Source organism: Pseudomonas sp. SbOxS1 (assembly GCF_013416725.1).
Taxonomy (GTDB): Bacteria; Pseudomonadota; Gammaproteobacteria; order Pseudomonadales; family Pseudomonadaceae; genus Aquipseudomonas.
Window position 1 is genome coordinate 537554 of record NZ_JAAVXC010000002.1, and the last position, 24618, is coordinate 562171.

Below are 24618 nucleotides of genomic sequence, written 5' to 3' on the forward strand. Positions count from 1 at the left end.
CAACAAGGAGTGTGTGGATGGACGTAAGCAAGACCAAGAGCAGCTTCTACCGCCGTCTGTACGTGGCGTACCTGATCGACAGCGGCCTGGCCAGCAGCGTTCCAGCACTGACCGAAGCCACCGGCATGCCCCGGCGCACAGCCCAGGACACCATCGCCGCCCTGGCGGATCTGGACATCGTTTGTGAGTTCGAGCAGGAAGAGGGTGGGCGCAACCATGCCGGGCGCTACCGGATTCGCAGTTGGGGTGCGATTGATCGCGGGTGGATCGAGCGTAATCTTCGGCAGATCAAGGCGGTGCTGGAGTATCCCTGAATTTCTGCGGTGTTTGATCTGACGCCTTCGCGAGCAAGCTCGCTCCTACAAGTCATGCGCTATTTTTTGTAGGAGCTGGCTTGCCAGCGAAGGGGCCCTCAGGAACGCCGCATGCCGATATGTGGAATGCCATCCTCGACATACACCTCGCCAGCGACCTCAAACCCGTACCGCCCGTAATACCCCTGCAAATGCGCCTGGGCCGAGAGATAGACCGGCATCTCGGGCCAGCGCTTTTCAATCTGCTTCAGCGCCTGGGCCATCATCTCATGGCCCAGCCCGGTGCCTCGCTCCTGTGGCGCAATGATCACGCGGCCGATCACCACATCACCGCCCTGTAGCTCGGGATCGAGCAAGCGCAGGTAGGCCACCAGACGATCTTCATCCCAGGCCATCAAGTGGCAGGTGTCGCCCTCAAGATCCTGGCCATCGATGTCCTGATAGATGCATTTCTGCTCCACGACGAACACCTCGGCGCGCAGTTGCAAGATGGCATACAGCTGCTCTTTGCCCAGATCGCTGTGGTGTTTGCAGACCCAGTTGATTGTCATGTGTCGATTCCCTGAAAACGTCCTTGTGATACTAAGCGCCTCGACGACAGATGTCTTGATGGCGTAGGAATCTGTGACAATGACCAAAATGCCATCATTCATTTAACGCGACGCTGTCTTCTTTGTGTAATCTGAAATCAAGCGATGTGCAGTGCTGCAACGCGCTGACATCGAGGGCCTGGGGGTGCCGGTACGGGGTCTTGGCGTTTTGGCTGAAAACACGTCGGGCAACCCGCCCGCTAAGGATTTTCTGGCATGCCGCGATTGCATCGAGCCTTTGCCTTGATTGGATTGCTGTTGCTGACTGAAACGGTGGCAGCAGAAAAGTTGCGCTTGGTGGCGGATGCCTGGTCGCCCTTTACCGACGCCACGCTGTATAACGGCGGGCTGGCCACGGATATTGTCAGTACCGCCCTGGCGCGGGCCGGCTATGCCAGTGATTTCGAGCAGGTGCCCTGGGCGCGGGCGTTGCGGGGGGTGGGTGAGGGCCGCTATGACGTTCTGGTCAATGCCTGGTTCGAGGAGGAGCGCACAAGACTCGGTCAGTTTTCGGGCGAGTACCTGGTCAATCGCGTGCGCTTTCTCAAGCGTAAAGACGTACCCATCGAATTCGCCAATTTGCAGCAGCTCTACACCTATCCGATTTCGGTGGTGCGTGGCTACGCCTACTCACCCCCCTTCGATCAAGATGTGTCATTGCAGAAGATTCCGGTACACAGCTTTGCCATGGCCGTGCGCATGGTCGCTGCCGACAGGGTCAAGCTGACCTTGGAGGATGAATACGTCGCTCGTTACTACCTGGCCCGCGAGTCGGCCAAGGTCCGCAATGCCGTGGAGTTCTTGCCCAAGCCGTTGAGCGAGAATGGCCTGCACATCCTGGTCAGCCTGAAAAATCCGCAGCATGAGCAGATCGTCGCCGGTTTTGACCGCGCCATCGCGGCAATGAAGGCCGACGGCAGCTATGCACGGTTGATGAAGCGACACGGAATGTGAGGTGTGGCTGCCATCACCGCGCTCAATCCTCGCTGGTGTCCTTGATCAAATGTGCCGCCAGCGTGCGCAACGGCCCCAGTTGCCGGCAGATCAACGCCAGTTGCGTCTGCACCAATCGCTGGCCTTCATCTATTTCATCGGGCATTTGTTCGAGCATGTTGGCCAGCGCTTCTTCCTCATCGCTCTGGATGGCAACGGCGGATTTACTCGCCAAGCCTTGGGCGATTTCATCGATGCTGGCGGCCAGTTTCACTCCTGCGCCCTCGATCAGGTGTTCGCGTACATCCGGCGGTAATTGGGTTTCCCGGTGTGCCCCCAGCCCGGACAAATAGCTGAGCAAGGTGTGCGACAGCACCAGGAAGCGGAACCCGACATCCGCTTCCTTACGGAAATGTCCCGGTTCCATCAGCATGTTGGCCAGGGTGGTCGACAGCGCCGCGTCGGCGTTGTGTGCATTGCGTCGCGCCAGGCGATACGCCAGGTCGTCGCTTTTGCCGGCGGCGTATTGCTGCATGATCTGGCGCAGGTAGATGCTGTTGCAGGTCAGGGTGTTGGCCAGCACTTTGTTCAGGCGCCGACCCTGCCAGTCCGGGAGGAACAGGAACACCGCCAGCCCGGCGATCAGGCTGCCGAGCAGGGTATCGAACAGGCGAGGCAGGAACAGCCCGTAACCGTCGCCCACCTGATTGAAGCAGAACAGCACCATCAGGGTGATCGCCGCTGTCGCCAGGGTGTAGCGGGTGGTGCGGTTTGTAAAGAACACCACGCCGGCGGCAATCGCGAAACATGACTGGATCAGCGGGTTGGGGAACAGGTCGAACAGGGCCCAGGCCAGGGTCAGGCCGATCGCGGTGCCGATGATCCGCTGGCCGAGCTTGCGCCTTGTTGCACCGTAGTTTGGCTGGCAGACGAACAGCGTCGTGAGGATGATCCAGTAACCCTGGGACGGGTGGATCAAATGCACCATCGCGTAGCCGATGCTCAAGGCCAGGGGCAAGCGCAGGGCATGGCGGAACAGCAGCGAGGTCGGCGTCAGTTGCGTGCGCAAGCGTACCCAGACATCTTTCAAATTGCGCGGTGAGCGGTCGAGCAGGCTGCTGTCGGTGGCGTCGGCCAGGGTGTCGGGGTTGCTGGCATCGCTGAGCAGGCGGTCGAGTGTGCCCAGGTTGGCTGCCAGTGCCCGCAGTGAGCGCAGCAGCCCGCGCCACGCGGGATTGCTCTGGATGCGCAGGTGTTCGAGGGAGGCGTGCAGGTCGCCGAGGGCTTCGGCGAAACCCGCGTCATAGGTGAACGGCTGGCGCATCTGGATCGATTCGGCCAGGGCGCGGCAGGCCTTGCCTTGCTGGCGCAGCAGGCGCTGACAGCGGAACAGCACGTCGCTGTGAAAGAACGCTTCGGCCAGGGCGTTGTAAGGGTAGTGCGAGGAACTGGCGCGTTCGTGGATGTCCTGCGCGAGAAAGTACAGCTTCAGGTAACGGCTGACTTTCGAGCCGGGGCGACCGTTGCCGACCCTGTGCAGGATGATTTCCTTGGCGGCGTTGAGTGCCGCAACCACGCGACCGTTCTGCTGGGCCAGTTCCAGGCGTCGCGCTTGCACATCCATCTGGCGGATGGGCTCGAAGAGCGACGACTTCAACTTCAGGTAATAACCCAGCTCCCGGAACAGTTTCGCCAGGCTCTGCTGCACGGGCTGATTGGAAAACATGGCCTGCCACAGCACCGAGAGCAACCCGTACCAGGCGGCGCCCGCCACCAGCAGCACCGGCTCATGCCAGAAATCGGTGACCGCGCCGCCGCGCTGATCGACGCCGATCATGGTGTAGACCGAAAGAATCAGGGTCGCCGAGGCAATCGCCCCATAACGTTCGCCCAAGGCGCCGAGCATGGTCAGGCAGAAGGCGGCAAGGGCGAAGGCGATGATAAAGAGAATGGGGTAGGGGAACAGCAGTTCGACCGACAGCGCGGCGACGGCAAAACACACCAGCGTCACCGCCAGCGCGTTGAGGCGCCCCTGCCAGCTGTCATCGGTTTCGGCCAGGGCGCTGGCGATAATCCCCAGGAACAACGGGATCAGCAGCCCCATTTCATCCTGATACCAGCACAACGCCATGGTGCCGGTCAGGGCGATGAATACCCGCACGCTGTAGCTGAATTTATCCAGCGCCCAAAGGCGGCGCAGAGACTGACGGAGCGAGGTCGATGACATGAAGTGCGAAGGCCTTCCGAGGCAATGACGCTAAATTGAGCCAGTAATGACGCCGACGCAATGGCGGCGATCACATCTGACAGCAAAATCTGTTCCTTTATCGATCAGTGCACAGTCAATGTGGGAGTGAGCCTGCTCGCGATGAGGCCGTTACATTCAACATTCATATCGACTGTCAGACCGCCATCGCGAGCAGGCTCACTCCCACAGGTATTGCGTTGAATCAGGCGTACTGCGCGGCGGCGTAACCCGAAGCCCAGGCCCACTGGAAGTTGAAGCCGCCCAGATGCCCGGTGACGTCCAGCACTTCGCCGATGAAATACAGGCCAGGGCTTTTCAGCGATTCCATGGTCTTGGACGACACTTCATTGGTATTGACGCCACCCAGGGTCACTTCGGCAGTGCGATAGCCTTCGGTGCCGGCGGGCACGACTTTCCAGCTCGCCAGTTTTTCCGCGACATCGGCCAGTTCGGCGTGGGTGTACTGCTTCATCGGTTTGGAGATGAACCAGTTGTCCGCCAGCAGGTTGGCCATCTTCTTGGTGAAGATTTCACCGAGCAGGGTTTTCAGTTCGCTGTTTGGGCGTTCGGCTTGTTGCTGTTGCAGCCAGCTCGGTACGTCATGGTCTGGCATGAGGTTGATCTCGACCGTGTCGCCGGATTCCCAGAACGAAGAAATCTGCAAAATCGCCGGGCCGCTGAGGCCGCGGTGGGTGAACAGGATGTTCTCGCGAAAGCTCTGGTCATTGCAGCTCACCAGGCAATCGACCGAGGTGCCGGACAGCTCGGTGCACAATTCCTTGAGCTGATCGGTGATGGTGAACGGCACCAGCCCGGCGCGGGTGGGCAGCAGCTCGTGGCCGAACTGTTTGGCCACTTGATAGCCGAAACCGGTCGCGCCCAGGGTCGGGATCGACAAACCGCCAGTGGCGATGACCAAGGACTCGCAGGTGACCTGGCCGAGGGTGGTGTCCAGCAGATACCCTTTCTCGAGCTTCTCGATGGTCTGGATCGAGGTGTCCAGGTGCAGGCTGACGCCGACCTGATTGCACTCCTCGAGCAACATTTCGAGGATGTCGCTGGACTTGTTATCGCAGAACAGTTGGCCGAGCTTTTTCTCGTGGTACGGCACGCCGTGCTTGGCGACCATGCCGATGAAATCCCACTGGGTGTAGCGCGCCAGTGCGGATTTGCAGAAGTGGGCGTTCTGCGAGAGAAAATTGCCAGGTTCCGTGTACATGTTGGTGAAATTGCAGCGGCCACCGCCCGACATCAGGATTTTCTTGCCGGCCTTGTTGGCGTGGTCGAGGAGCAGCACCTTGCGCCCGCGCCCGGCGGCGGTCAGTGCACACATCAACCCTGCGGCGCCAGCGCCAATAATCACGACTTCGGTAGAGCGCAAAACGGTGTCCTCTAAATGTGTCACCACAAAACAAACTGTGGGAGCGAGCCTGCTCGCGATGAGGCCTGCACATTCAACATAGATGTTGTTTGACAGTCCGCCATCGCGAGCAGGCTCGCTCCCACAGGGATATACAGCGTGCTTAAAGGATGCGCACGCGCAACGAACGGCCCTTGATCTTGCCGTCGTTCAGGCGCTGCAAGGCCTGCTTGGCGACGCCGCGCTCCACGGCCACATAGGCCTGGAAGTCGAAGATCGCGATCTTGCCGACCTGGGCGCCCGGGATGCCTGCTTCACCGGTCAGTGCCCCCAGAATGTCGCCCGGACGCACTTTGTCCTTGCGGCCTGCACCGATGCACAGGGTGCTCATCTGCGGCAGCAGCGGACCGCCGCCCTTGGAGGTGAGGTTGTCCACCTGATCCCAGGTCAACGGCGACTTCTGCAATTGCTCGATGGCTTGGGCACGCTGTGCTTCGGACGGCGCGACCAGGCTGATGGCCAGGCCTTTCTCACCGGCACGACCGGTACGGCCAACGCGGTGAATGTGGATTTCCGAATCACGGGCCAGCTCGACGTTGATCACCATGTCCAGGGAATCGATGTCCAGGCCGCGCGCGGCAACGTCGGTGGCCACCAGTACCGAAGTACTGCGGTTGGCGAACATCGCCAGCACCTGGTCGCGATCACGCTGTTCCAGATCGCCGTGCAGGCCGACGGCGGAGATGCCTTTGGCCGTCAGGTGATCAACGGTTTCCTGGACCTGCTGCTTGGTAAAGCAGAACGCCACGCAGGACGCCGGGCGGAAATGGCCCAGTACCTTGGTCACGGCGCTCATGCGATCGTCCGGGGAAATTTCGTAGAAGCGCTGCTCGATCTGCGTATCGTCGTGGAACGCCTCGGCCTTCACTTGCTGCGGGTTGCGCATGAACTTCGCCGCCAGCTGCTTGATGCCTACCGGATAGGTGGCGGAGAACAGCAGGGTTTGGCGACGTTCCGGGGCCTGCATGATGATTTCTTCGATGGAGTCGTAGAAACCCATGTCGAGCATGCGGTCGGCTTCGTCGAGGATCAGGGTGTTGAGGCCGTGCAGGACCAGCGAGCCCTTGCGCAGGTGCTGCTGGATGCGCCCCGGGGTGCCGACGATGATGTGCGCGCCGTGTTCCAGCGAAGCGATCTGCGGGCCGAGGGATACGCCGCCACACAGGGTCAGGACCTTGATGTTGTCTTCGGCACGGGCCAGGCGGCGGATTTCCTTGGCAACCTGGTCGGCCAGCTCACGGGTCGGGCACAGGATCAGTGCCTGGCAACCGAAGTAGCGCGGATTGATCGGGTTCAGCAGGCCGATGCCGAACGCGGCGGTCTTGCCGCTGCCGGTCTTGGCCTGGGCGATCAGGTCCATCCCCTTGAGGATCACCGGCAAGCTTTGCGCCTGGATCGGCGTCATCTGGGCATAACCGAGGGAGTCGAGGTTAGCCAGCATGGCGGCGGACAGCGGCAAAGTATTAAATTCGGTGGCGATGGTGGTCACGGGACTGGCCTGCAAAACAAAATGTCGCGCAGTGTACCAGCCCGATGGCCATTCGCCCTAAGGTTCGATGTGCTCTTCCGGACGCTTGACGCGCCGTCCGTCTTCCTTTGAGAGCTGGGAAAAGATCGTTGCGGCCAGCATGGCCATGATTCCGACGGTGACAAACGTCAGCTGGAACGCGCCCAGCACGGTCTCGACGCCATCGTTCCCGATCCCTGCCGTGAAACCGCCGAGCAATGCACCGGCGCAGGCCACGCCCAGGCTCAGGGACAATTGCGCCACCACCGACAGCAGGCTGTTGCCGCTGCTGGCGCTGGCGTCGTCGAGGTCGATCAGGGTCACGGTGTTCATCGCGGTGAACTGCAAGGAGTTGATCGCCCCGAGGATCGCCAGCAGGCACAGCAGCAGCCAGTACGGCGTCTGCTCGCTGACCAGCCCCATGCTCGCCAGCATGATCCCCAGCGCCAGGGTGTTGCCGGTCAGCACGATGCGGTAGCCCAGGCGTTCGATCAGCGGTCGCGCCACCCCCTTGGCGACCATCGCCGCAGCGGCCAGCGGCAGCATGCTCATGCCGGCCTGGGACGGTGAATAGCCCAGCGCCACTTGCAGCAGCAACGGCACGAGGAACGGCAGGGCGCCGCTGCCGAGCCGGGCGAAAAGGTTGCCGAGGATGCCGACGGCGAAGGTCCGGGTCTTGAACAGCGACGGCGAAAACAGCGGATTGTCGATGTGCCCGGCGCGCAGCCAGTAGGCCGCGAGGCACGCCATGCCGCCGAACAGCAGCAGCATCACCCGCAGGTGCGGCAGGTGCAGTTCGCCCAGGCCTTCCATGGCGATGGTGATCAGGATCATCGCCGCGCCGAACAGCAGGAAACCCAGGCTATCGAAGCGGGTACGCTCGGAACCGCGCAGGTCCGGGATGAACTTCCACACGGCGTAACAGCCCACCAGCCCCACTGGCAGGTTGATCAGGAAGATCCAGTGCCAGGTCAGGTACTGCACCATCCAGCCGCCCATGGTCGGGCCGATCAATGGGCCGAGCAGGCCGGGAATGGTGATGAAGCCCATGATCCGTACCAGTTCCGAGCGCGGGTAGGCGCGCAGCACCACCAATCGCCCGACCGGCAACATCAACGCGCCGCCCAGCCCCTGGATGACCCGGGCGCCGATCAGCATGCTCAGGGTGTTCGACATTGCACAGAGCAACGAGCCGAAGCTGAACAGCAGGATGGCGCCGAAGAAGATTTTCCGGGTGCCGAAGCGGTCGGCAATCCAGCCGGAGGCGGGGATCAGCAAGGCGACCGTGAGCATGTAGGCGATGATCACACCCTGCATGCGCAGTGGATCTTCCGCCAGGTCGCGGGCCATGGCGGGCAGGGCGGTGTTGAGGATCGTCCCGTCGAGGGATTGCATGAAGAAGGCAATGGCGACGACCCAGGGCACCCAGCGGGCGGTGACAGGGTCGAGAGGCGGGCGGTTGGGCATGGGACCTCTTGTCAGGGAGTATCTGCGTTTCACCGAATTTTGTAGGAGCTGGCTTGCCAGCGAAGCTTTTGGCGACCTGGAGGGCCTCTTCGCTGGCAAGCCAGCTCCTACAGATGTTGCGTGGTTACAGGGTTAGCGTGAGTCGGCTGACAAGCGCCCCCGGCAACAACGCCGATGCCGTCGCCCGCTGGCTGTAGGTGCTCGCCGACAACAGCAACTCGCGCTCCGCGGTCAGCGCTTCCAGTTGTGAACCCAGCAGGCTGTAGGCGCTGTCATCGAAACGCATGGTGCTGACCGGTGCCTGGATCTTGCCATTCTCGACCCAGAAGGTCGCAAACCGCGTCATGCCGGTCAGGCGTGCCGCCGGTTGATCCGAGAAGTTCAGGTACCACAGGTTGCTGATGTACAAGCCGGTACCGAGTTGCTTGAGGATTTGTGCCTCGGGCAAATCCCCGGCCTGCATGTTCAGGGCCGTTGGCGATTCCCCGCCACTGGCGCCGTTGGCGGTCAATCCGTACTCGGCGGCGCTGCGTGAACCCACCAGTTGCGCACCGGCCTTGCCTTCGACGATCAACCCCAGGTCGCTGCGTGGGTAGCCTTCGTCGGAGAACGCCGGGCTCAGCGAACCGCTGACTTTTTCGTCCAGCGAAACCAATGGGCTGAAGGCTTGGTCGCCCCCGTAGAGCTTCTGCAGCGGACTGCTTTTGCTGGCAATCGACTGCGCCGAAAAACCGCCCCAGCACAACATGCCCATGATTTCTTCCAGCGCGGCGGGGGCCAGGTAGGCGCGGTACTGACCTGGCGCCAAGGTGCGCAGCGGCCGTCCCAGGTATTCAAGCTGTTCCCGTGCCTGCTGGAAGCGTCTGGCAAAGCCTTCGCTGTTCCAGTCGTGCCCGGCATAGCTGGCCTTCACCGCCTGGCCGTTTTCATGGAACAGGCTGAAATCGAAGTTGAAGCTGTTGGCCTGGTGCCAGCCGAAGGCGCCGGCGGAACTGGCGAAACCACGGCTGATCGGCCCGGCCGCATAGAACCCGACCAGATCCAGGCCTTCGGCGGCCTGGGTGATTTCGGCGACCACTTGCTCGGTGTCCGGCAGCGGATGCTCCTGCACGTTCCGGCTTTGCCAACTGGTGTAGTTGAGCAGCAGGTAGGGGTCCTGCGGTAGCAGCGGCAAAGTTTCGCGCAATTGTTGCAGGCCTTCGGCCAGGCGCTGGTGGTCGACTGCCGGATCGCCCGCCAGGGTGATTTGCAGGTCGGCGTGGCGGCCATCGTTGATCAGTTTCAAGCCGATGCTCGCCTGCTGCACCTGCCCGGCCTGACGCACCTTGGCGTGGTTGAAACGCACGAAGGCCGACGATTCGGCGGCGTAGCTGAGGGTGAATTGCTCCGGCTCGCGCAACGCGTCGCGCAATCGGCTGACCAATGCCTTGAACGCATCGGCCTGGGCTTTCGACGTGGTCATCAGCTGTCTCCCCCAAAAACATCAACGTTGCTGAATACGCAGGCTGGCGAGGCATGGCCGACGCGAATCACCTGATTCGGTTCGCCCTTGCCGCAATTGGGTGTGCCCAGGACCTTGAAGGTGCTGGCATCGCCGACTGCGCTGAGGCTTTTCCAGAACTGCGCGGAAATCGCCCGGTAATTCGGGTTCTTCACCACGCCCTTGAGTTCGCCGTTTTCAATCAACTGGCCCCATTCGCAACCGAACTGGAACTTGTTGCGCGCGTCGTCGATGGACCACGAGCGGTTGGTGCTCATCAGGATGCCGTGTTCGATGTTGCCGATCAGTTGCGCAAGCGGCTGGTCGCCAGGTTCGATGTTGAGGTTGGCCATGCGGTCGATCGGCGGACGGTTCCAGCCGCAGGCGCGGCTGTTGGCGACACCGTTGAGGCCTGCGCGGAACTGCGAGAGGGCACCGCCCAGGGGGCGCAGCAACAGGCCTTCGCGAATCAGGAACTGTTTGCTGGCAGCCGTGCCGTCGTCGTCATGGCCATAGCTGGCGAGCTGTTCGGGAATGTCCGGATCGAAGGTCACATTGAGCAGTTTCGAGCCGTATTGCAGGCTGCCGAAATCTGCGGCTTTGACGAAGCTGGTCCCCGCGTAATTACGCTCGTCACCGAGGATGCGGTCCAGTTCCAGCGGGTGGCCGATGGATTCGTGGATCTGCAGCATCATCTGGTCGGGCATCAGCAGCAGGTCGCGCGGGCCTTGCGGGGTGTTCGGTGCCAGCAGCAATTGCAGCGCCTGGTCGGCGACCAGCGGGCCGGCACCGACCAGGCCGCAGCGATTGATCACATCCGCGCCGCCCTGTTGGCCGAAGTTCTCGCGACCCAGGCTGCGGGTCTGGCTGTCGCTGCCGTCGTAGGCGGTGACGTCGAGACCCGGGTAGACGAAGCGCTGGGCCTGGCGCAGTTCGGCGCCGGCGCTGTTGAGGTAGATCTGCTCGACGTGGGTCATGCCCAGGCTGACCTGCCAGCTCACCAGGCGCTCGTCCTTGGGTACGGCGGCGGATTCGGCCCCCAGCAGCTGGTAGCAGTCGCTCAGGGAGGGGAAGGGCTGGTCGAGGGTCGGCGAGAAATAATCGGCACGGTCACTGGATACCGCTTGGTCGCGCAGGTCCAGCAGGGCGTGCGGCTTGAGGCGGCGCGCCTGCTGTTCGGCGCGTTCGAGGGCGGCTTGCAGGCCCTGTTGCGACAGGTCATTGGTGGCCGCATAGGCTTCGACACCGTTGACCCGTACAGTCAGCATGGCGCCTTCGTCGCGGCTCAGGCTCGGCGGTTCGGCGACGTTCTTGCGCACCGACAGGTACTGGCCGGACTCGCGCACATATCGCAGGGAAAAGAATTCGGCGCCCGTACGCAAGGCAGCAAAGCGCTGCTTGAGCTGGGGGTGGAAATCGAACATTCGGGAACCTCCTTGGTATGGAGTGGCGGTGCAGCGGTGCGGCGAGGGGATGGAACGATTGCGCGGCACTAGAGTAGGCCTGCATGGGGGGAGGATCAAGCTTGGATCGGTGTGGAAAAGTTTAAGCGGGGTGAGTCTGATAGAGGTTGGTTGTTTTGCAAGGCCCCTTCGCGAGCAGGCTCGCTCCCACAAGGGATCTGAGTCGTTCACAGATCAAATGTGGGAGCGAGCCTGCTCGCGATGGGTGCGACGCGGTGTTATGCCTTACGCAGTCTGGCCCACTTCACGCATAGGCTTGCCCTTCACCGGTGCACCGCCCGCTACGTAGTAGCTGGCCTTGCTGCGCGGCAATGGCTTGCGGCCACGGATCTTGTCGGCGATTTTCTCGGCCATCATGATCGTCGGCGCGTTCAGGTTGCCGGTGGTGATGATTGGCATGATCGAGGCATCGACCACGCGCAGGCCTTGCATGCCATGCACGCGACCTTCGCCATCGACCACGGCCATTTCGTCGGTGCCCATCTTGCACGAGCAGGACGGGTGGAACGCGGTTTCGGCGTGTTCGCGGATGAACTTGTCCAACTGCTCATCGGTTTGCACGTCGATGCCCGGGCTGATTTCGCGACCACGGAAGGCGTCCAGCGCCGGTTGCTGCATGATTTCACGGGTCAGGCGGATGCCGTCGCGGAATTCCTGCCAGTCCTGCTCGGTGGCCATGTAGTTGAACAGGATGCTCGGGTGCTGGCGTGGGTCCTTGGACTTGGCCTGGATGCGCCCACGGCTTGGCGAACGCATGGAACCCATGTGCGCCTGGAAACCGTGCTCTTTCACACCGTTGCTGCCGTTGTAGTTAATCGCTACCGGCAGGAAGTGGTACTGAATGTTCGGCCATTCGAATTCCGGGCGGGTGCGGATGAAACCGCCGGCTTCGAACTGGTTGCTGGCGCCGATGCCGGTGCCGTTGAACAGCCACTCGGCACCGATGGCCGGCTGGTTGTGCAGGAGCAGCGACGGGTACAGCGACACCGGTTGGGTGCAGGCGTACTGCAGGTACAACTCAAGGTGGTCCTGCAGGTTTTCACCGACGCCCGGCAGGTCGTGAACCACCGGAATGTCCAGCTTGTTCAGCAGTGCGGCCGGGCCGACGCCGGAGCGTTGCAGGATCTGCGGCGAAGCGATGGCGCCGGAGCACAACAGCACTTCCTTGCGAGCCTTGGCTTCAACGCGTTCTTCAGCGTCGCCCACCAGGTAACGCACGCCGACCGCACGCTTGCCTTCGAACAGGATCTTGTCGGTAAGGGCGTGGGTGACGATGGTCAGGGTCGAACGCTTCTTGGCCACGTCCAGGTAACCGCGGGCGGTGGAGGCACGCCGACCTTTGGGCGTCACGGTACGGTCCATCGGGCCGAAGCCTTCCTGCTGGTAGCCGTTGAGGTCTTCGGTGCGCGGGTAACCGGCTTGCACGCCAGCTTCAACCATGGCGTGGAACAGCGGGTTGTTGCCGGCTTTCGGCGTGGTCACGCTGACCGGGCCTTCGCCACCGTGGTAGTCGTTCGGGCCGATGTCGCGGGTTTCCGCCTTGCGGAAATACGGCAGGCAGTCCAGGTACGACCAGTCCTCGAGACCTGGCAGTTTTGCCCAGCCGTCGTAGTCCATGGCGTTGCCACGGATGTAGCACATGCCGTTGATCAGCGAAGAGCCGCCCAGGCCCTTGCCGCGGCCGCATTCCATCCGGCGACCGTCCATGTGTGGCTCTGGATCGGTTTCATAGGCCCAGTTGTAGCGACGGCCTTGCAGCGGGAACGCCAGGGCGGCCGGCATCTGCGTGCGGAAGTCCATCCGGTAGTCCGGGCCGCCCGCTTCGAGCAGCAGGACAGTGACGCCTTCGTCTTCAGTCAGACGGGTCGCCAGGGTGTTACCGGCGGAGCCGGCACCGATGATGATGTAATCGAATTCTTGGGACATTGAATGCACCCTCTTTGAAGTTGGTTCAGGTCAGGCCATTTGAAGGCGAGCGCTTCGCGCTCGATTCGCTGGCAAGCCAGCTCCTACAGGAGCGGGCTTGCCCGCGAAGACGGCCTGGCAGGCAATACAGAGCCCGGGTTCTTAGAACACCGAGACGTAATCGCCCAGCTCGACCTGTACCGATTTGATGCGGGTGAAGTTGTTCAGCGAGCTGATGCCGTTTTCACGACCAACACCCGACTGCTTGTAGCCGCCGACCGGCATCTTCGCGTCGGACTCGCCCCAGGCGTTGATCCAGCAGATACCGGCTTCCAGTTGGTGAATCACGCGGTGGGCGCGGTTCAGGTCCTTGGTGACGATACCGGCGGCCAGGCCGAAGTCGGTGTCGTTGGCGCGACGGATCACTTCTTCCTCGGTTTCGTAGGAGAGGATCGCCATCACCGGGCCAAAGATTTCTTCGCGCACGATGGTCATGTCGTCGGTGCAGTCGGTGAACACGGTCGGCGCGACGAAGGCGCCCTTGGCGAATTCGCCGTCGGTCAGACGCTCGCCGCCGCACAGCAGGCGCGCACCTTCTTCCTTGCCCTTGGCGATGTAGCCCAGCACGCTTTCCATGTGGGCGAAGCTGACCAGCGGACCGAAGTTGGTGTTCTCGTCTTCCGGGTTGCCGACGCGGATGCGCGCAACACGCTCAACGATCTTGGCTTCGAAAGCGGCTTTCAGGTGCGCCGGTACGAACACGCGAGTGCCGTTGGTGCAGACCTGGCCGGAGCTGTAGAAGTTGGCCATCATCGCGGTGTCGGCGGCGCGATCGAGGTCGGCGTCGTCGCAGATGATCAGCGGCGACTTGCCGCCCAGTTCCATGGTCACGTCCTTGAGCGAAGAGCTCGAAGCGCTGGCCATGACTTTCTTGCCGGTGTCGGTGCCGCCGGTGAACGAGACTTTCTCGATGCGCGGGTGTTCGGTCAGCCAGGTGCCGACTTCACGGCCGCTGCCGGTCAGGACGTTGAACACACCCGCTGGCAGGCCGGCTTCGGTGTAGATCTCGGCCAGTTTCAGGGTGGTCAGCGAGGTGACTTCGCTTGGCTTGAAGATCATCGCGTTACCGGCGGCCAGGGCCGGTGCGGATTTCCACAGGGCGATCTGGATCGGGTAGTTCCACGCGCCGATACCGGCCACGACGCCCAGCGGCTCGCGACGGGTGTAGACGAACGAAGTGGTGCGCAACGGGATCTGCTCACCTTCGATGGCGGGTACCAGGCCTGCGTAGTACTCCAGTACGTCGGCACCGGTGACGATGTCGACGTAGCGGGTTTCGGAGTACGACTTGCCGGTGTCCAGGGTTTCCAGGGCGGCCAGTTCATCGTTGCGCTCGCGCAGGATGTCCACGGCGCGACGCAGGATGCGCGAACGCTCCATGGCGGTCATCGCGGCCCAGATTTTCTGGCCCTTCTCGGCGCTGACCACAGCGCGCTCGACGTCTGACTGGGTGGCACGTTGTACTTTTGCGAGGACTTCGCCGTTAGCCGGGTTGATGGCTTCGAACGTGGCGTCGCTGCCAGCGTCACTGTAGCCGCCATCGATGTAGAGTTTTTGCAGTTCGAAACGGGCCATAAAGTCCTCGCAAGTGCATAAAGTGATTGGCGCGTTCGGGGATTGAGCGTTCTGTTGTGCTCTAACTCACCCGCTTGGCCAGTTGGATATCCATGTATTCGTAAGCGATCCGTTGCGCCTGCTCGGTGTCGAAAGCATCTCCCGACAGCGCGCCGCGCAACCACAAGCCGTCAATCAACGCTGCCAGGCCCCGGGCCGCACTGCGCGCTTCGACAAGCGGCAACACGCGGCGGAACTGACAGCACAGGTTGGAATACAGACGGTGATCGTTGATCCGCTGCAACCTGTGCAAAGACGGCTGGTGCATGCTGGTGGCCCAGAAGGCCAGCCAGGTTTTCATTGCCGGGCCATTGACCTGGCTGGCGTCGAAGTTGCCTTCGATGATCACCTGCAGATGCGCCCGCGGGCTGTCATCTGTCAGCGCCAAGCGGCGCGCGGTGACGTTCTCGCTCAGGACGGTCATCAGGTACCCCATGGTGGCGGCGATCAGGCCATTCTTGTCCTGAAAGTAGTGACTGATGATGCCATTCGAGACACCGGCCAAACGGGCGATCAGCGCAATGCTGGCGTCCCCCATTCCGACCTGGTCGACTGCCAGCAAAGTGGCTTCGATCAACTGCTGGCGACGGATGGGTTGCATACCGACCTTGGGCATCTTGCACATCTCCTTAGGCCTTCCGGCAGACGCACGGCGTCTATCGGATTGAGGGCCAGTCTATTTTGTTTTGATTGAACGTTCAATCAACAAAGAATAAGATCTGCGACAAATCGTCGCTGCCTACAGATTTTTCCTACGCGTAGCGGCGAAAAAAACGACTTCCGAAAATGCTCGAAACCCACGCGCTACGGCGTTAAAGGGGGTTCGAACGTGTTCGGGTTGTCTTTATATCACCCGCTGGTCGGCTGCCCACTAAGCGATTGGTCGGGTAACTCGTTTGTCTTGCGTTCTTCTCTCGCACTGCCCGGAGCATCTGTGCCATGAGTTCTGCCTCGCTAATAAAGACCCCACCCGAGAAGGTGACGGTCAACGGTTGGGTGTTCTACACCTCTACCGCGTTGATTCTGTTGTTGACCGCCATTCTGATCATCGCCCCGCAAGAGGCCGGCAGACTGCTCGGTACGGCGCAAGCCTGGTTGTCCCGCAGCTTCGGCTGGTACTACATGGTGGTGATTGCCGCCTACCTGATCTTCGTGGTCGGCCTGGCGTTCTCGTCCTACGGCAAGCTCAAGCTGGGCAGCAAGGATGACACCCCGGACTTCAGCTACGGCGCCTGGGCGGGGATGCTGTTCTCGTCGGGTATCGGCATCTCTCTGCTGTACTTCGGTGCGTCCGAGCCGCTGGATCACTATTTCAACCCGCCCGAAGGCGTGGCCGGCAGCAACCTGGCCGCGCGCCAGGCGGTGCAGCTGACATTCCTGCACTGGGGCCTGCATGGCTGGGCGATCTATGCGTTGGTTGGCCTGGCGGTGGCGTACTTTGCCTACCGGCATAACCAGCCGCTGGCGTTGCGTTCGGCGCTGTATCCGCTGGTGGGCGAGCGTTGGGTCAAGGGCGCGGCCGGTCATGCGGTGGACGGTTTCGGCATGTTCGTGACCCTGCTGGGCCTGGTGACTAACCTGGGGATTGGTTCACTGCAGGTGTCGTCGGGCCTGGAAAACCTGTTCGGCATGGAGCACAGCAACACCAACCTGCTGATCGTGATCATCGTGATGAGCACCGTGGCGACCATCGCTGCCGTGTCGGGTGTGGAAAACGGCATTCGCCGCCTGTCCAACCTCAACATCGTGCTGTTCAGCGGCCTGCTGATTTTCGTGCTGCTGTTCGGCCCGACCTTGCACCTGCTCAACGGCTTCGTGCAGAACGTCGGTGATTACCTGAACGGCGTGGTGCTGAAGACATTCGACCTCTATGTGTACGAAGGCGACAGTGAGAAGTCCGACCGCTGGCTGGGCCTGTGGACTCTGTTCTACTGGGCCTGGTGGATTTCCTGGGCCCCATTCGTAGGCATGTTCGTCGCGCGTATTTCCCGTGGTCGCACGGTGCGTGAAATGGTCGCTGGCGTGCTGCTGATTCCGCTGGGTTTCACCTTGGCGTGGCTGTCGATCTTCGGTAACTCGGCCCTGGACCTAGTGATGAACCACGGGGCAGTGGAGCTGGGCAAGACGGCGCTGGAACAGCCGTCCATGGCGATCTACCAGTTGCTGGAGCATTACCCGGCGTCGAAAGTGGTGATCGGCGTCTCGATTTTCGTGGGCTTCGTGTTGTTCCTGACGCCGGCGGATTCCGGCGCGGTGATGATGGCCAACCTGTCGTGCAAGGGCGGTAACGTCGACGAAGATGCGCCGCACTGGCTGCGGATCTTCTGGTCGGTGGTGATCACCCTGGTGACCATCGGCCTGCTGTTCGCCGGTAACTTCGAAGCCATGCAAACCATGGTGGTACTGGCCGGCCTGCCGTTCTCGGTGGTGCTGGTGTTCTTCATGTTCGGCCTGCACAAGGCCATGCGCCAGGACGTGCAGATCGAACAGGAGCAGGCGGAGCTGGCGGCACGCGGTCGTCGTGGCTTCAGCGAGCGTTTGACGCAGCTTGACCTGCAACCGAGCCAGTCAGTGGTACAACGCTTCATGGACAAGCATGTGAGCCCGGCATTGCAGGATGCGACGACGCAAATGCGTGCCCAAGGCCTGGAAGTGCAGACGGTGTTGGGCAAGTCCAAGCGTTGCATGGGCGTGCGGGTCGAGATGGAAGAGGGCAACCCTTTTGTCTACGAAGTCAGCCTGGACGGCTACCTGGCGACGCCAACCGAGTCGGCGCAATCCGATGAGGCACGCCAGCGTTACTACCGCGCCGAGGTGTACCTGCACAACGGCAGCCAGGACTACGACTTGATGGGTTTCACCCAGGATCAGATCACCCGTGACGTGCTCGATCAGTTTGAAAGCCATCGGCAGCTCCTTGGCCGGGTCTACAGCTGATTTGTAGGAGCTGGCTTGTCGGGTCGCCGCATCGCAGCGAATGATACACCGCGGTGTATCTGGCTTGACGCCTTCGCCGGCAAGCCGGCTCCTACAGGTTCCAACCTTGCGCACAAACAAAAACGCCGCGATCTCTCGCGGCGTTTTTGTGTCTGTTGCCTTACCCCAGGTTCTTGCCGAGCAGCGCGTGGTACAGCTCGCTGTCGCCGAGAATCCCGACCACTTTGTTGTTGTCGTGCAGCACCAGTTTGTTGCCCGTCTGATAACGGATCTGCAGCGCATCGCGCATGCCGATGTTGGAATCCACCAGCGTCGGCCGGCGCGCCAGGCCTTCTACCGCCTGCCCTGGAATCCAGTTCTGCAGGTCCAGGCTCGCACCGTTCTGGCGTGCGCCCTTGATGGTGTTGCCTTCGGCCAGGTCCAGCCACGAATCGCCGCCCGGATCGAGGCACACCGAACCGTTGATGCGCTTGCAGTTGTCCAGGGTGCGCATCAGGCTGCGCCCGCACAGAACGTTCAGCGGGTTGGTGTGGGCCACGAAGGTGCGCACGTAGTCGTCCGCCGGGTTGAGGACGATTTCTTCAGGCTTGCTGTACTGGATGATCCGGCCGTCTTTCATGATCGCAATACGGCTGCCGAGCTTCAGGGCTTCATCGAGGTCGTGGCTCACGAACACGATGGTTTTGCTCAGCTTGCGTTGCAGTTCCAGCAGTTCGTCCTGCAGGCCCTGGCGGATCAGCGGGTCGAGCGCCGAGAACGGTTCGTCCATCAGCAGGATGTCGGCGTCCATCGCCAGTGCGCGGGCCAGGCCCACACGCTGCTGCATACCACCGGACAGCTCATCGGGTTTCTTGTTGCGCCATTGGGTCAGGCCCACCAGCTCGAGTTTTTCATCGACCAGTTTCCGGCGTTCCTTCTCCGGACGGCCCTGCATTTCCAGGCCGAAGCTGATGTTCTCGCGCACCGTCAGCCAAGGCATCAGGGCGAACTTCTGGAACACCATCGCGATGCGCTTGGTACGCATCATTTTCAGTTCGGCAGCAGTGCAGGACGCAATGTTGATCTGCTTGCCTTCATGCTCGACGAACAGCTTGCCGCGGCTGACAGTGTTGAGACCGTTGATGCAGCGCAGCAGGCTGGACTTGCCGGAGCCAGACAGGCCCATCAGCACGCAGATTTCACCTTTTTCGATATCCAGGCTGGCCTTTTCGACGCCAACGATCTGCCCGGTCTTTTTCAGGATCTCGCTGCGGGTCAAACCTTGATCGAGAAGTTTCAGTGCTTCGCGTGGATCTTTGGTGAAGATTACGTCGACGTCTTCGAAGCGAATTATGCTCATGCGTCACCCCCTACTTTGGCGTCGGGTTGTTTGCAGATACGGTCGAGCATGATCGCCAGCAGTACGATCGCCAGGCCCGCTTCGAAGCCCAGGGCGATATCAGCAGTGTTCAGTGCGTTGACCACCGGTTTACCCAGTCCGTCGGCGCCCACCAGTGCCGCGATCACCACCATCGACAGCGACAGCATGATGCACTGGGTGATGCCGGCCGCGATGCTCGGCATGGCGTGGGGCAGTTCGATCCGTGTCAGCAGCTGGCGACGCGAGCAGCCAAAGGCCTTGCCGGCGTCCATCAGTTCTTGCGGGACATCGCGGATGCCCAGGTAGGTCAGGCGGATCGGCGCAGCAATCGCGAACACCACCGTGGAGATCAGGCCTGGAACCACACCCAGCCCGAAGAGGGTCAGGGTAGGAATGAGGTAAACGAAGGTCGGTACGGTCTGCATCAGATCGAGTACCGGTCGCATTACAGTGTAGAACATTGGCTTGTGCGCGGCGACGATACCCAGCGGTACGCCGATGACCACGCAGACCAGGGTGGCGAACAACACCTGGGCGAGGGTCTCCATGGTTTCCTGCCAGTACCCCAGGTTGAGGATCAGCAGGAAGGAGGCGATGACAAAAACCGTCAGGCCCCATTTGCGCTGGATGAAGTGGGCCAGGAGGGCGATGAGGCCGATCAGTGCCAGCGGGTTGAACCAGGTCAGCGCGAAAGTCACGCCGTGGATCATCGTTTCCAGCGTCACGGCAATGGCATCGAATGTGTTGGCGCCGTGTTGCGTCAACCACTCGACAAAGCTCGCGATGTGCTGGCCTAAAGGGATTTTCTGATCAATCAGCATGGTAGTGAACGTCCGCATGCAAGGAAATAAACAGCCCGGACGGCGTTAGCCGCCCGGCATAAGCGATGCTCCCTGATTCAAGGCGCGAGTTTGGCTTTCACGGCTTCCAGGCCTGGTTTACCGTCAATGGTGGTCACGCCAGCGAGCCAGGTATCGAGCACCTGTGGGTTCTTTTTCAACCAGGCCTTGGCGGCCGCGTCAGGCTTCATCTTGTCGTCCAGGATGTTGCCCATCAGTTCGCTCTCCATGTCGACAGTGAACTCCAGGTTTTTCAGCAGTTGGCCCACGTTGCTGCATTCCTCGGCGTAACCCTTGCGGGTGTTGGTCGCCACGGTGGCAGCACCGAAATCAGGGCCAAAGAAATCGTCGCCGCCGGTCAGGTATTGGATCTTGAAGCGCTTGTTCATCGGGTGCGGCGCCCAGCCGAGGAAGACCACGGCGGTGTCGCGTTTCTGTGCGCGGTCGACCTGTGACAGCATCCCCGCTTCGCTGGACTCGACGACCTTGAAACCGGCGTCCTTGAGCCCGAAGGCGTTCTTGTCGATCATGCTCTGGATCAGGCGGTTACCGTCGTTGCCCGGCTCGATGCCGTAGATCTTGCCGTCGAGTTCTTTCTTGAATTTGGCGATGTCGGCGAAGTCATGCAGCCCCTTGTCGTACAGGGCTTGGGGTACGGCGAGGGTGTACTTGGCGCCCTTGAGGTTGGTGCGCACGGTGTCCACGGTGCCGGCGTCGCGGTAGGCCTTGATGTCGTTTTCCATGGTCGGCATCCAGTTGCCGAGGAACACGTCCATGTTCTTGCCGTCGGCCAGGGACTTGTAGGTCACGGGTACGGAAATCATGGTGGTCTTGGTCTTGTAGCCGAGGGCGTTGAGCACGACGCTGGTGGTGGCGGTCGTTGCGGTGATGTCGGTCCAGCCGACATCGGAGAAGTTTACGGTGTTGCATTGCGCCGGTTCAGCGGCTTGCGCCAGAACCGGCAGACTAAGCAAAGCGGCCAACAACAACGACGGGGAACCTTTCATGGATGGACTCCTTGGTGTTTTTTTTGGCAGTGTTTCCGACTGGAACCACCGCACTTATAGGTTGCGGTTGGATGGCGTTCTGGAGACATCTCTACCACGGCGCCTTGCAATCGAGTCGATACGATCATGTACCAGTGAAAATCTGACGCCTACAGGGTGCGTCGTAACCAGTACAGGGATGGTCGCATCCAGTGTCGGTGACGTCGTTTACAGATTTTTTCAGCCTCTTTTCCCCCTCTGCATCGCAAAAAAACGCCGAAAACATGGCGTAAAACGCACACGGCGTTAGTGGACAAGAGTGCGTCGGTTAGAGACGTCGAACGACATGACAAAAGCCCGATGATGCGGTCATCTCGGCGGATTGCAGCTTGAGCGTAGCAGCTCCGCCACCGGGCGCTTTTGCGCCTGGAGTTGGCTCACCCAGGAGTTCGGCAGTAATGGCTATCAGTGTTTTCGACTTGTTCAAAATCGGCATCGGCCCTTCCAGTTCGCACACCGTGGGGCCTATGCGGGCAGCGGCGCTGTTCGTGCAGGGTTTGCGCGAACGGGGGCAGCTCGAGCAGGTTCGACGTGTCGAAGTGCAGCTCTTTGGTTCGCTATCGGCCACCGGTATTGGCCACGGTAGCGACAACGCAGTGATCATGGGGTTGATGGGGGAGTGGCCGGACGCAATCGATCCGTCGCAAATCGGCATTCGCATCGCCACCTTGCGTGAAACCGACACGCTGTTGCTCGACGGTCGCCTGCCTGTCCCGTTCATCTGGGCTCGGGACATGCGCCTGATCGATGAGAACCTGCCGTTCCACCCTAATGCCATGACCCTGGTTGCCGAAGGTGAAGACGGCGAGTTGCATCGCGACACCTACTATTCGGTCGGCGGCGGTTTTGTCGTCGATGAGGCCCAGGCGTCCAGCGGTGTGGTCGATATGGATCGCACCGTGCTGCCGTACGATTTTTCCAGCGCCGCCGAGCTGCTGGAGTTGTGCAAAACGCACAACCTGCGCGTGGCTGAATTGATGATGGCCAACGAGAAGGTCTGGCGCAGCGAAGAAGAAATCCGCAGTGGCCTGATGCACCTCTGGCGCGCCATGCAGGATTGCGTCGAGCAAGGCCTCAAGCACGAGGGCATCCTGCCCGGCGGCCTGAACGTGCGCCGTCGTGCGGCCAAATTGCATCGCAGCTTGCAGGAGCTGAACAAGCCCAACGTGATCGGCTCGACGTTGAGCGCCATGGAGTGGGTCAACCTGTTCGCCCTGGCGGTCAACGAAGAGAACGCCGCCGGCGGGCGCATGGTGACGGCGCCGACCAATGGCGCGGCCGGGATCATCCCGGCGGTGTTGCACTACTTCATGAAGTTCAGCGAGGACGTGACCGACGCCAATGTCGTCGACTACATGCTCGGCGCGGCGTCGGTCGGGATCCTGTGCAAGAAGAACGCCTCGATCTCCGGTGCCGAAGTCGGTTGCCAGGGCGAAGTCGGCTCGGCTTGTGCCATGGCGGCGGCGGGCTTGGCGGAAATTCTTGGCGCCACGCCGGAACAACTGTGCAACGCGGCGGAAATCGGCCTGGAGCACAACCTGGGGCTTACGTGCGATCCGGTGGGCGGCCTGGTGCAGGTGCCGTGCATCGAGCGCAACGCGATTGCCGCGGTGAAGGCGATCAATGCGGCGCAGATGGCATTGCGCGGCGATGGCCAGCACTTCATCTCCCTGGACCGGGTGATTCGCACCATGCGCGATACCGGTGCCGATATGCATGACAAATATAAGGAGACGTCGCGGGGTGGGTTGGCGGTTAGCGCGGTTGAGTGCTGAGACCGCATCGATCCTATCGCCAGCAGGCTGGCTCCCACAGTAGATTTGTATCGACCACAAAATCTGTGGGAGCCAGCCTGCTGGCGATAGGGCCAGACCAGTCAAAACTGCGCGCTAAGTGAACACCCGGTTTAAAACGCGCCACCTTTTGGCGCGTCGCTAACAGATAAATTGCCTCACCGGCGATCAGGTACAATCGCTGCTCCGACCGCCCGTCACCCGTGCCTGCGGTGACACTCTTCCCAGGCTGCTCGCAGCCCTGTTCCCACAAGTGCTACCGATTTGCTCACACGCAACGGGGCAGAGCACTTGCCGCCATTGATGGCACTTATAACCCCTACTCCCTGCGCGTCATATATAGACACATTCCGACGTCGTTTTTAGGAGTTATTGAACGCGCAATCAAATTTAGGCATGGCAATTGCTCTGTCATTACAAAGCCCGTCTCCCACGCGAGAACGATGGCAATAACAAGAGCCTCCGCCTGAGGCCATCACCCGCTTTGTGTGAGGAGATACCGCGATGACGACGTTCAACTCCGGGGCCCAACCCCAGAACCGTGCGCCTCAATCCATCGGCTTTCTGCTGCTGGACAATTTCACGCTGATTTCCCTGGCTTCCGCAGTCGAACCGCTGCGCATGGCCAACCAGTTGTCCGGCCGTGAGCTGTATCGCTGGACCACCCTCACCGTCGATGGCGGTCAAGTCTGGGCCAGTGACGGTCTGCAAATCACCCCCGACGCCTCCATGCACAAAGCGCCTCCCATGGACACCGTGATCGTCTGCGGTGGTATCGGCATTCAACGCACTGTTACCCGCGAACACGTGTCCTGGTTGCAGAGCCAGGCGCGTCAGTCCCGTCGCCTGGGTGCGGTCTGCACCGGCAGCTGGGCCCTGGCGTGCGCCGGCCTGCTGGACGGTTTCGATTGCAGCGTGCACTGGGAATGCCTGGCGGCGATGCAGGAAGCGTTTCCGCGGGTAGCCATGAGTACCCGTCTGTTCACCCTCGACCGTAACCGCTTCACCAGCTCCGGTGGCACCGCGCCGCTGGACATGATGCTGCACCTGATCAGCCGCGATCACGGTCGTGAACTGTCCGCCGCGATTTCGGAAATGTTCGTCTACGAGCGCATCCGTAACGAACAGGATCACCAGCGCGTACCGCTCAAGCACATGCTCGGCACCAACCAGCCGAAGTTGCAGGAAATCGTCGCGCTGATGGAAGCCAACCTCGAAGAGCCGATCGACCTCGACGAACTGGCGGTGTACGTCGCCGTGTCTCGTCGCCAGCTGGAGCGGCTGTTCCAGAAGTACCTGCATTGTTCGCCTTCGCGCTACTACCTGAAGCTGCGTTTGATCCGTGCTCGGCAACTGCTCAAGCAAACGCCGATGTCGATCATCGAAGTGGCGTCGGTGTGTGGCTTCGTGTCCACGCCGCACTTCTCCAAGTGCTACCGCGAATACTTCGGCATTCCGCCGCGCGATGAGCGTGTAGGTTCCAACACTACGCAACAAGTGGCGATGATGCCGCTGCCGCAGGCCTTGGTGCTGTCGCCGTTGTCCGGGCCGTTGTCGGCGTTGAGTCAGGCGCGTAATGAGTCGACGTTTGCTAGCGTAAGGCTCTAAAACCGAGTCGCTCCATTCGCGGGCAAGCCTCGCT

18 protein-coding genes are annotated in these 24618 nt (G+C 61.3%); 5 read left to right on the top strand and 13 right to left on the bottom strand.

Annotation, left to right across the window (positions count from 1 at the left end):
- The first annotated feature begins 17 nt into the window (after positions 1 to 17).
- Positions 18 to 314 (top strand): helix-turn-helix domain-containing protein, encoded by a 297-nt coding sequence (locus tag HFK74_RS03425; RefSeq protein ID WP_180202342.1) that lies wholly within the window; start codon positions 18 to 20, stop codon positions 312 to 314.
- A gap of 98 nt (positions 315 to 412) precedes the next feature.
- On the opposite strand, the gene HFK74_RS03430 is transcribed toward HFK74_RS03425, so the two are convergent.
- Positions 413 to 865 carry a GNAT family N-acetyltransferase gene (locus tag HFK74_RS03430; protein WP_180202343.1) on the bottom strand — a complete coding sequence of 151 codons (453 nt, stop codon included), beginning with the start codon at positions 863 to 865 and terminating at the stop codon, positions 413 to 415.
- A gap of 255 nt (positions 866 to 1120) precedes the next feature.
- Between HFK74_RS03430 and HFK74_RS03435 the strand changes: the two genes are divergently transcribed.
- Positions 1121 to 1858, top strand: a complete 738-nt coding sequence (locus tag HFK74_RS03435) for an ABC transporter substrate-binding protein (RefSeq protein ID WP_180202344.1) — start codon at positions 1121 to 1123, stop codon at positions 1856 to 1858.
- Positions 1859 to 1880: 22 nt separating this feature from the next.
- Here HFK74_RS03435 and yccS read toward each other — a convergent pair whose 3' ends face one another.
- From yccS to betI, 9 genes are all read right to left on the bottom strand, one after another.
- Positions 1881 to 4064 (bottom strand): YccS family putative transporter, encoded by a 2184-nt coding sequence (gene yccS / locus HFK74_RS03440; protein WP_180202345.1) that lies wholly within the window; start codon positions 4062 to 4064, stop codon positions 1881 to 1883.
- Positions 4065 to 4287: 223 nt separating this feature from the next.
- On the bottom strand, positions 4288 to 5466 hold the full coding sequence (locus HFK74_RS03445) for an NAD(P)/FAD-dependent oxidoreductase (RefSeq protein WP_180202346.1): 1179 nt from the start codon (positions 5464 to 5466) through the stop codon (positions 4288 to 4290).
- Between the two features lie 142 nt (positions 5467 to 5608).
- Positions 5609 to 6946 (bottom strand): ATP-dependent RNA helicase DbpA, encoded by a 1338-nt coding sequence (dbpA, locus tag HFK74_RS03450; protein WP_238543154.1) that lies wholly within the window; start codon positions 6944 to 6946, stop codon positions 5609 to 5611.
- Positions 6947 to 7051: 105 nt separating this feature from the next.
- Positions 7052 to 8479 carry a multidrug transporter subunit MdtD gene (mdtD, locus tag HFK74_RS03455; RefSeq protein WP_180202347.1) on the bottom strand — a complete coding sequence of 476 codons (1428 nt, stop codon included), beginning with the start codon at positions 8477 to 8479 and terminating at the stop codon, positions 7052 to 7054.
- Positions 8480 to 8603: 124 nt separating this feature from the next.
- The gene (locus tag HFK74_RS03460; protein ID WP_180202348.1) at positions 8604 to 9941 is read right to left on the bottom strand and encodes a TldD/PmbA family protein; all 1338 of its coding nucleotides are present in this window, start codon (positions 9939 to 9941) and stop codon (positions 8604 to 8606) included.
- Positions 9941 to 11383 carry a TldD/PmbA family protein gene (locus HFK74_RS03465; protein ID WP_180202349.1) on the bottom strand — a complete coding sequence of 481 codons (1443 nt, stop codon included), beginning with the start codon at positions 11381 to 11383 and terminating at the stop codon, positions 9941 to 9943. Before HFK74_RS03465 ends, HFK74_RS03460 begins: the two co-directional genes overlap by 1 nt.
- 264 nt (positions 11384 to 11647) lie before the next feature.
- A complete protein-coding gene (betA, locus tag HFK74_RS03470; RefSeq protein ID WP_180202350.1) occupies positions 11648 to 13348 on the bottom strand; it encodes a choline dehydrogenase in 1701 nt (566 codons plus the stop codon).
- A gap of 141 nt (positions 13349 to 13489) precedes the next feature.
- Positions 13490 to 14962: a betaine-aldehyde dehydrogenase gene (gene betB / locus HFK74_RS03475; RefSeq protein ID WP_180202351.1), complete on the bottom strand. Its 1473-nt coding sequence runs from the start codon at positions 14960 to 14962 to the stop codon at positions 13490 to 13492.
- Positions 14963 to 15023: 61 nt separating this feature from the next.
- The gene (betI, locus tag HFK74_RS03480; RefSeq protein ID WP_008057083.1) at positions 15024 to 15617 is read right to left on the bottom strand and encodes a transcriptional regulator BetI; all 594 of its coding nucleotides are present in this window, start codon (positions 15615 to 15617) and stop codon (positions 15024 to 15026) included.
- Between the two features lie 380 nt (positions 15618 to 15997).
- Here betI and HFK74_RS03485 point away from each other — a divergent pair, with 380 nt between their 5' ends.
- Positions 15998 to 17938, top strand: a complete 1941-nt coding sequence (locus tag HFK74_RS03485) for a BCCT family transporter (RefSeq protein WP_368738154.1) — start codon at positions 15998 to 16000, stop codon at positions 17936 to 17938.
- A 160-nt stretch (positions 17939 to 18098) separates the two neighbouring features.
- Here the strand turns inward: HFK74_RS03485 and choV are convergent, their stop codons facing one another.
- The 3 genes from choV to HFK74_RS03500 form a co-directional block, all read right to left on the bottom strand.
- Positions 18099 to 19277, bottom strand: coding sequence for a choline ABC transporter ATP-binding protein (choV, locus tag HFK74_RS03490; RefSeq protein ID WP_180202353.1), 1179 nt, complete (start codon positions 19275 to 19277; stop codon positions 18099 to 18101).
- A complete protein-coding gene (gene choW / locus HFK74_RS03495) occupies positions 19274 to 20119 on the bottom strand; it encodes a choline ABC transporter permease subunit (protein WP_180202354.1) in 846 nt (281 codons plus the stop codon). The genes choV and choW overlap by 4 nt, the downstream gene beginning before the upstream one ends.
- Positions 20120 to 20196: 77 nt before the next feature.
- Complete coding sequence (locus HFK74_RS03500; RefSeq protein ID WP_180202355.1) at positions 20197 to 21144, bottom strand: choline ABC transporter substrate-binding protein; 948 nt, start codon at positions 21142 to 21144, stop codon at positions 20197 to 20199.
- 437 nt (positions 21145 to 21581) lie between these two features.
- On the opposite strand from HFK74_RS03500, the gene HFK74_RS03505 reads away from it, so the two are divergent.
- Positions 21582 to 22958: an L-serine ammonia-lyase gene (locus HFK74_RS03505; protein ID WP_180202356.1), complete on the top strand. Its 1377-nt coding sequence runs from the start codon at positions 21582 to 21584 to the stop codon at positions 22956 to 22958.
- Between the two features lie 522 nt (positions 22959 to 23480).
- Entirely contained in the window at positions 23481 to 24584 is a 1104-nt protein-coding gene (locus HFK74_RS03510; RefSeq protein WP_007975492.1) for a GlxA family transcriptional regulator, read from the top strand.
- Positions 24585 to 24618: the final 34 nt, after the last annotated feature.

What these genes read in the sequence shown, in the direction of transcription:
- choW (WP_180202354.1), bottom strand. Translation starts at nt 20,119, where the DNA reads ATGCTGATTGATCAGAAAATCCCTTTAGGCCAGCACATCGCGAGCTTT.
- mdtD (WP_180202347.1), bottom strand. Translation starts at nt 8,479, where the DNA reads ATGCCCAACCGCCCGCCTCTCGACCCTGTCACCGCCCGCTGGGTGCCC.
- betI (WP_008057083.1), bottom strand. Translation starts at nt 15,617, where the DNA reads ATGCCCAAGGTCGGTATGCAACCCATCCGTCGCCAGCAGTTGATCGAA.
- HFK74_RS03510 (WP_007975492.1), top strand. Translation starts at nt 23,481, where the DNA reads ATGACGACGTTCAACTCCGGGGCCCAACCCCAGAACCGTGCGCCTCAA.
- yccS (WP_180202345.1), bottom strand. Translation starts at nt 4,064, where the DNA reads ATGTCATCGACCTCGCTCCGTCAGTCTCTGCGCCGCCTTTGGGCGCTG.
- HFK74_RS03425 (WP_180202342.1), top strand. Translation starts at nt 18, where the DNA reads ATGGACGTAAGCAAGACCAAGAGCAGCTTCTACCGCCGTCTGTACGTG.
- HFK74_RS03500 (WP_180202355.1), bottom strand. Translation starts at nt 21,144, where the DNA reads ATGAAAGGTTCCCCGTCGTTGTTGTTGGCCGCTTTGCTTAGTCTGCCG.
- HFK74_RS03435 (WP_180202344.1), top strand. Translation starts at nt 1,121, where the DNA reads ATGCCGCGATTGCATCGAGCCTTTGCCTTGATTGGATTGCTGTTGCTG.
- HFK74_RS03460 (WP_180202348.1), bottom strand. Translation starts at nt 9,941, where the DNA reads ATGACCACGTCGAAAGCCCAGGCCGATGCGTTCAAGGCATTGGTCAGC.
- choV (WP_180202353.1), bottom strand. Translation starts at nt 19,277, where the DNA reads ATGAGCATAATTCGCTTCGAAGACGTCGACGTAATCTTCACCAAAGAT.
- HFK74_RS03505 (WP_180202356.1), top strand. Translation starts at nt 21,582, where the DNA reads ATGGCTATCAGTGTTTTCGACTTGTTCAAAATCGGCATCGGCCCTTCC.
- HFK74_RS03430 (WP_180202343.1), bottom strand. Translation starts at nt 865, where the DNA reads ATGACAATCAACTGGGTCTGCAAACACCACAGCGATCTGGGCAAAGAG.
- betB (WP_180202351.1), bottom strand. Translation starts at nt 14,962, where the DNA reads ATGGCCCGTTTCGAACTGCAAAAACTCTACATCGATGGCGGCTACAGT.
- HFK74_RS03465 (WP_180202349.1), bottom strand. Translation starts at nt 11,383, where the DNA reads ATGTTCGATTTCCACCCCCAGCTCAAGCAGCGCTTTGCTGCCTTGCGT.
- betA (WP_180202350.1), bottom strand. Translation starts at nt 13,348, where the DNA reads ATGTCCCAAGAATTCGATTACATCATCATCGGTGCCGGCTCCGCCGGT.
- dbpA (WP_238543154.1), bottom strand. Translation starts at nt 6,946, where the DNA reads ATGCTGGCTAACCTCGACTCCCTCGGTTATGCCCAGATGACGCCGATC.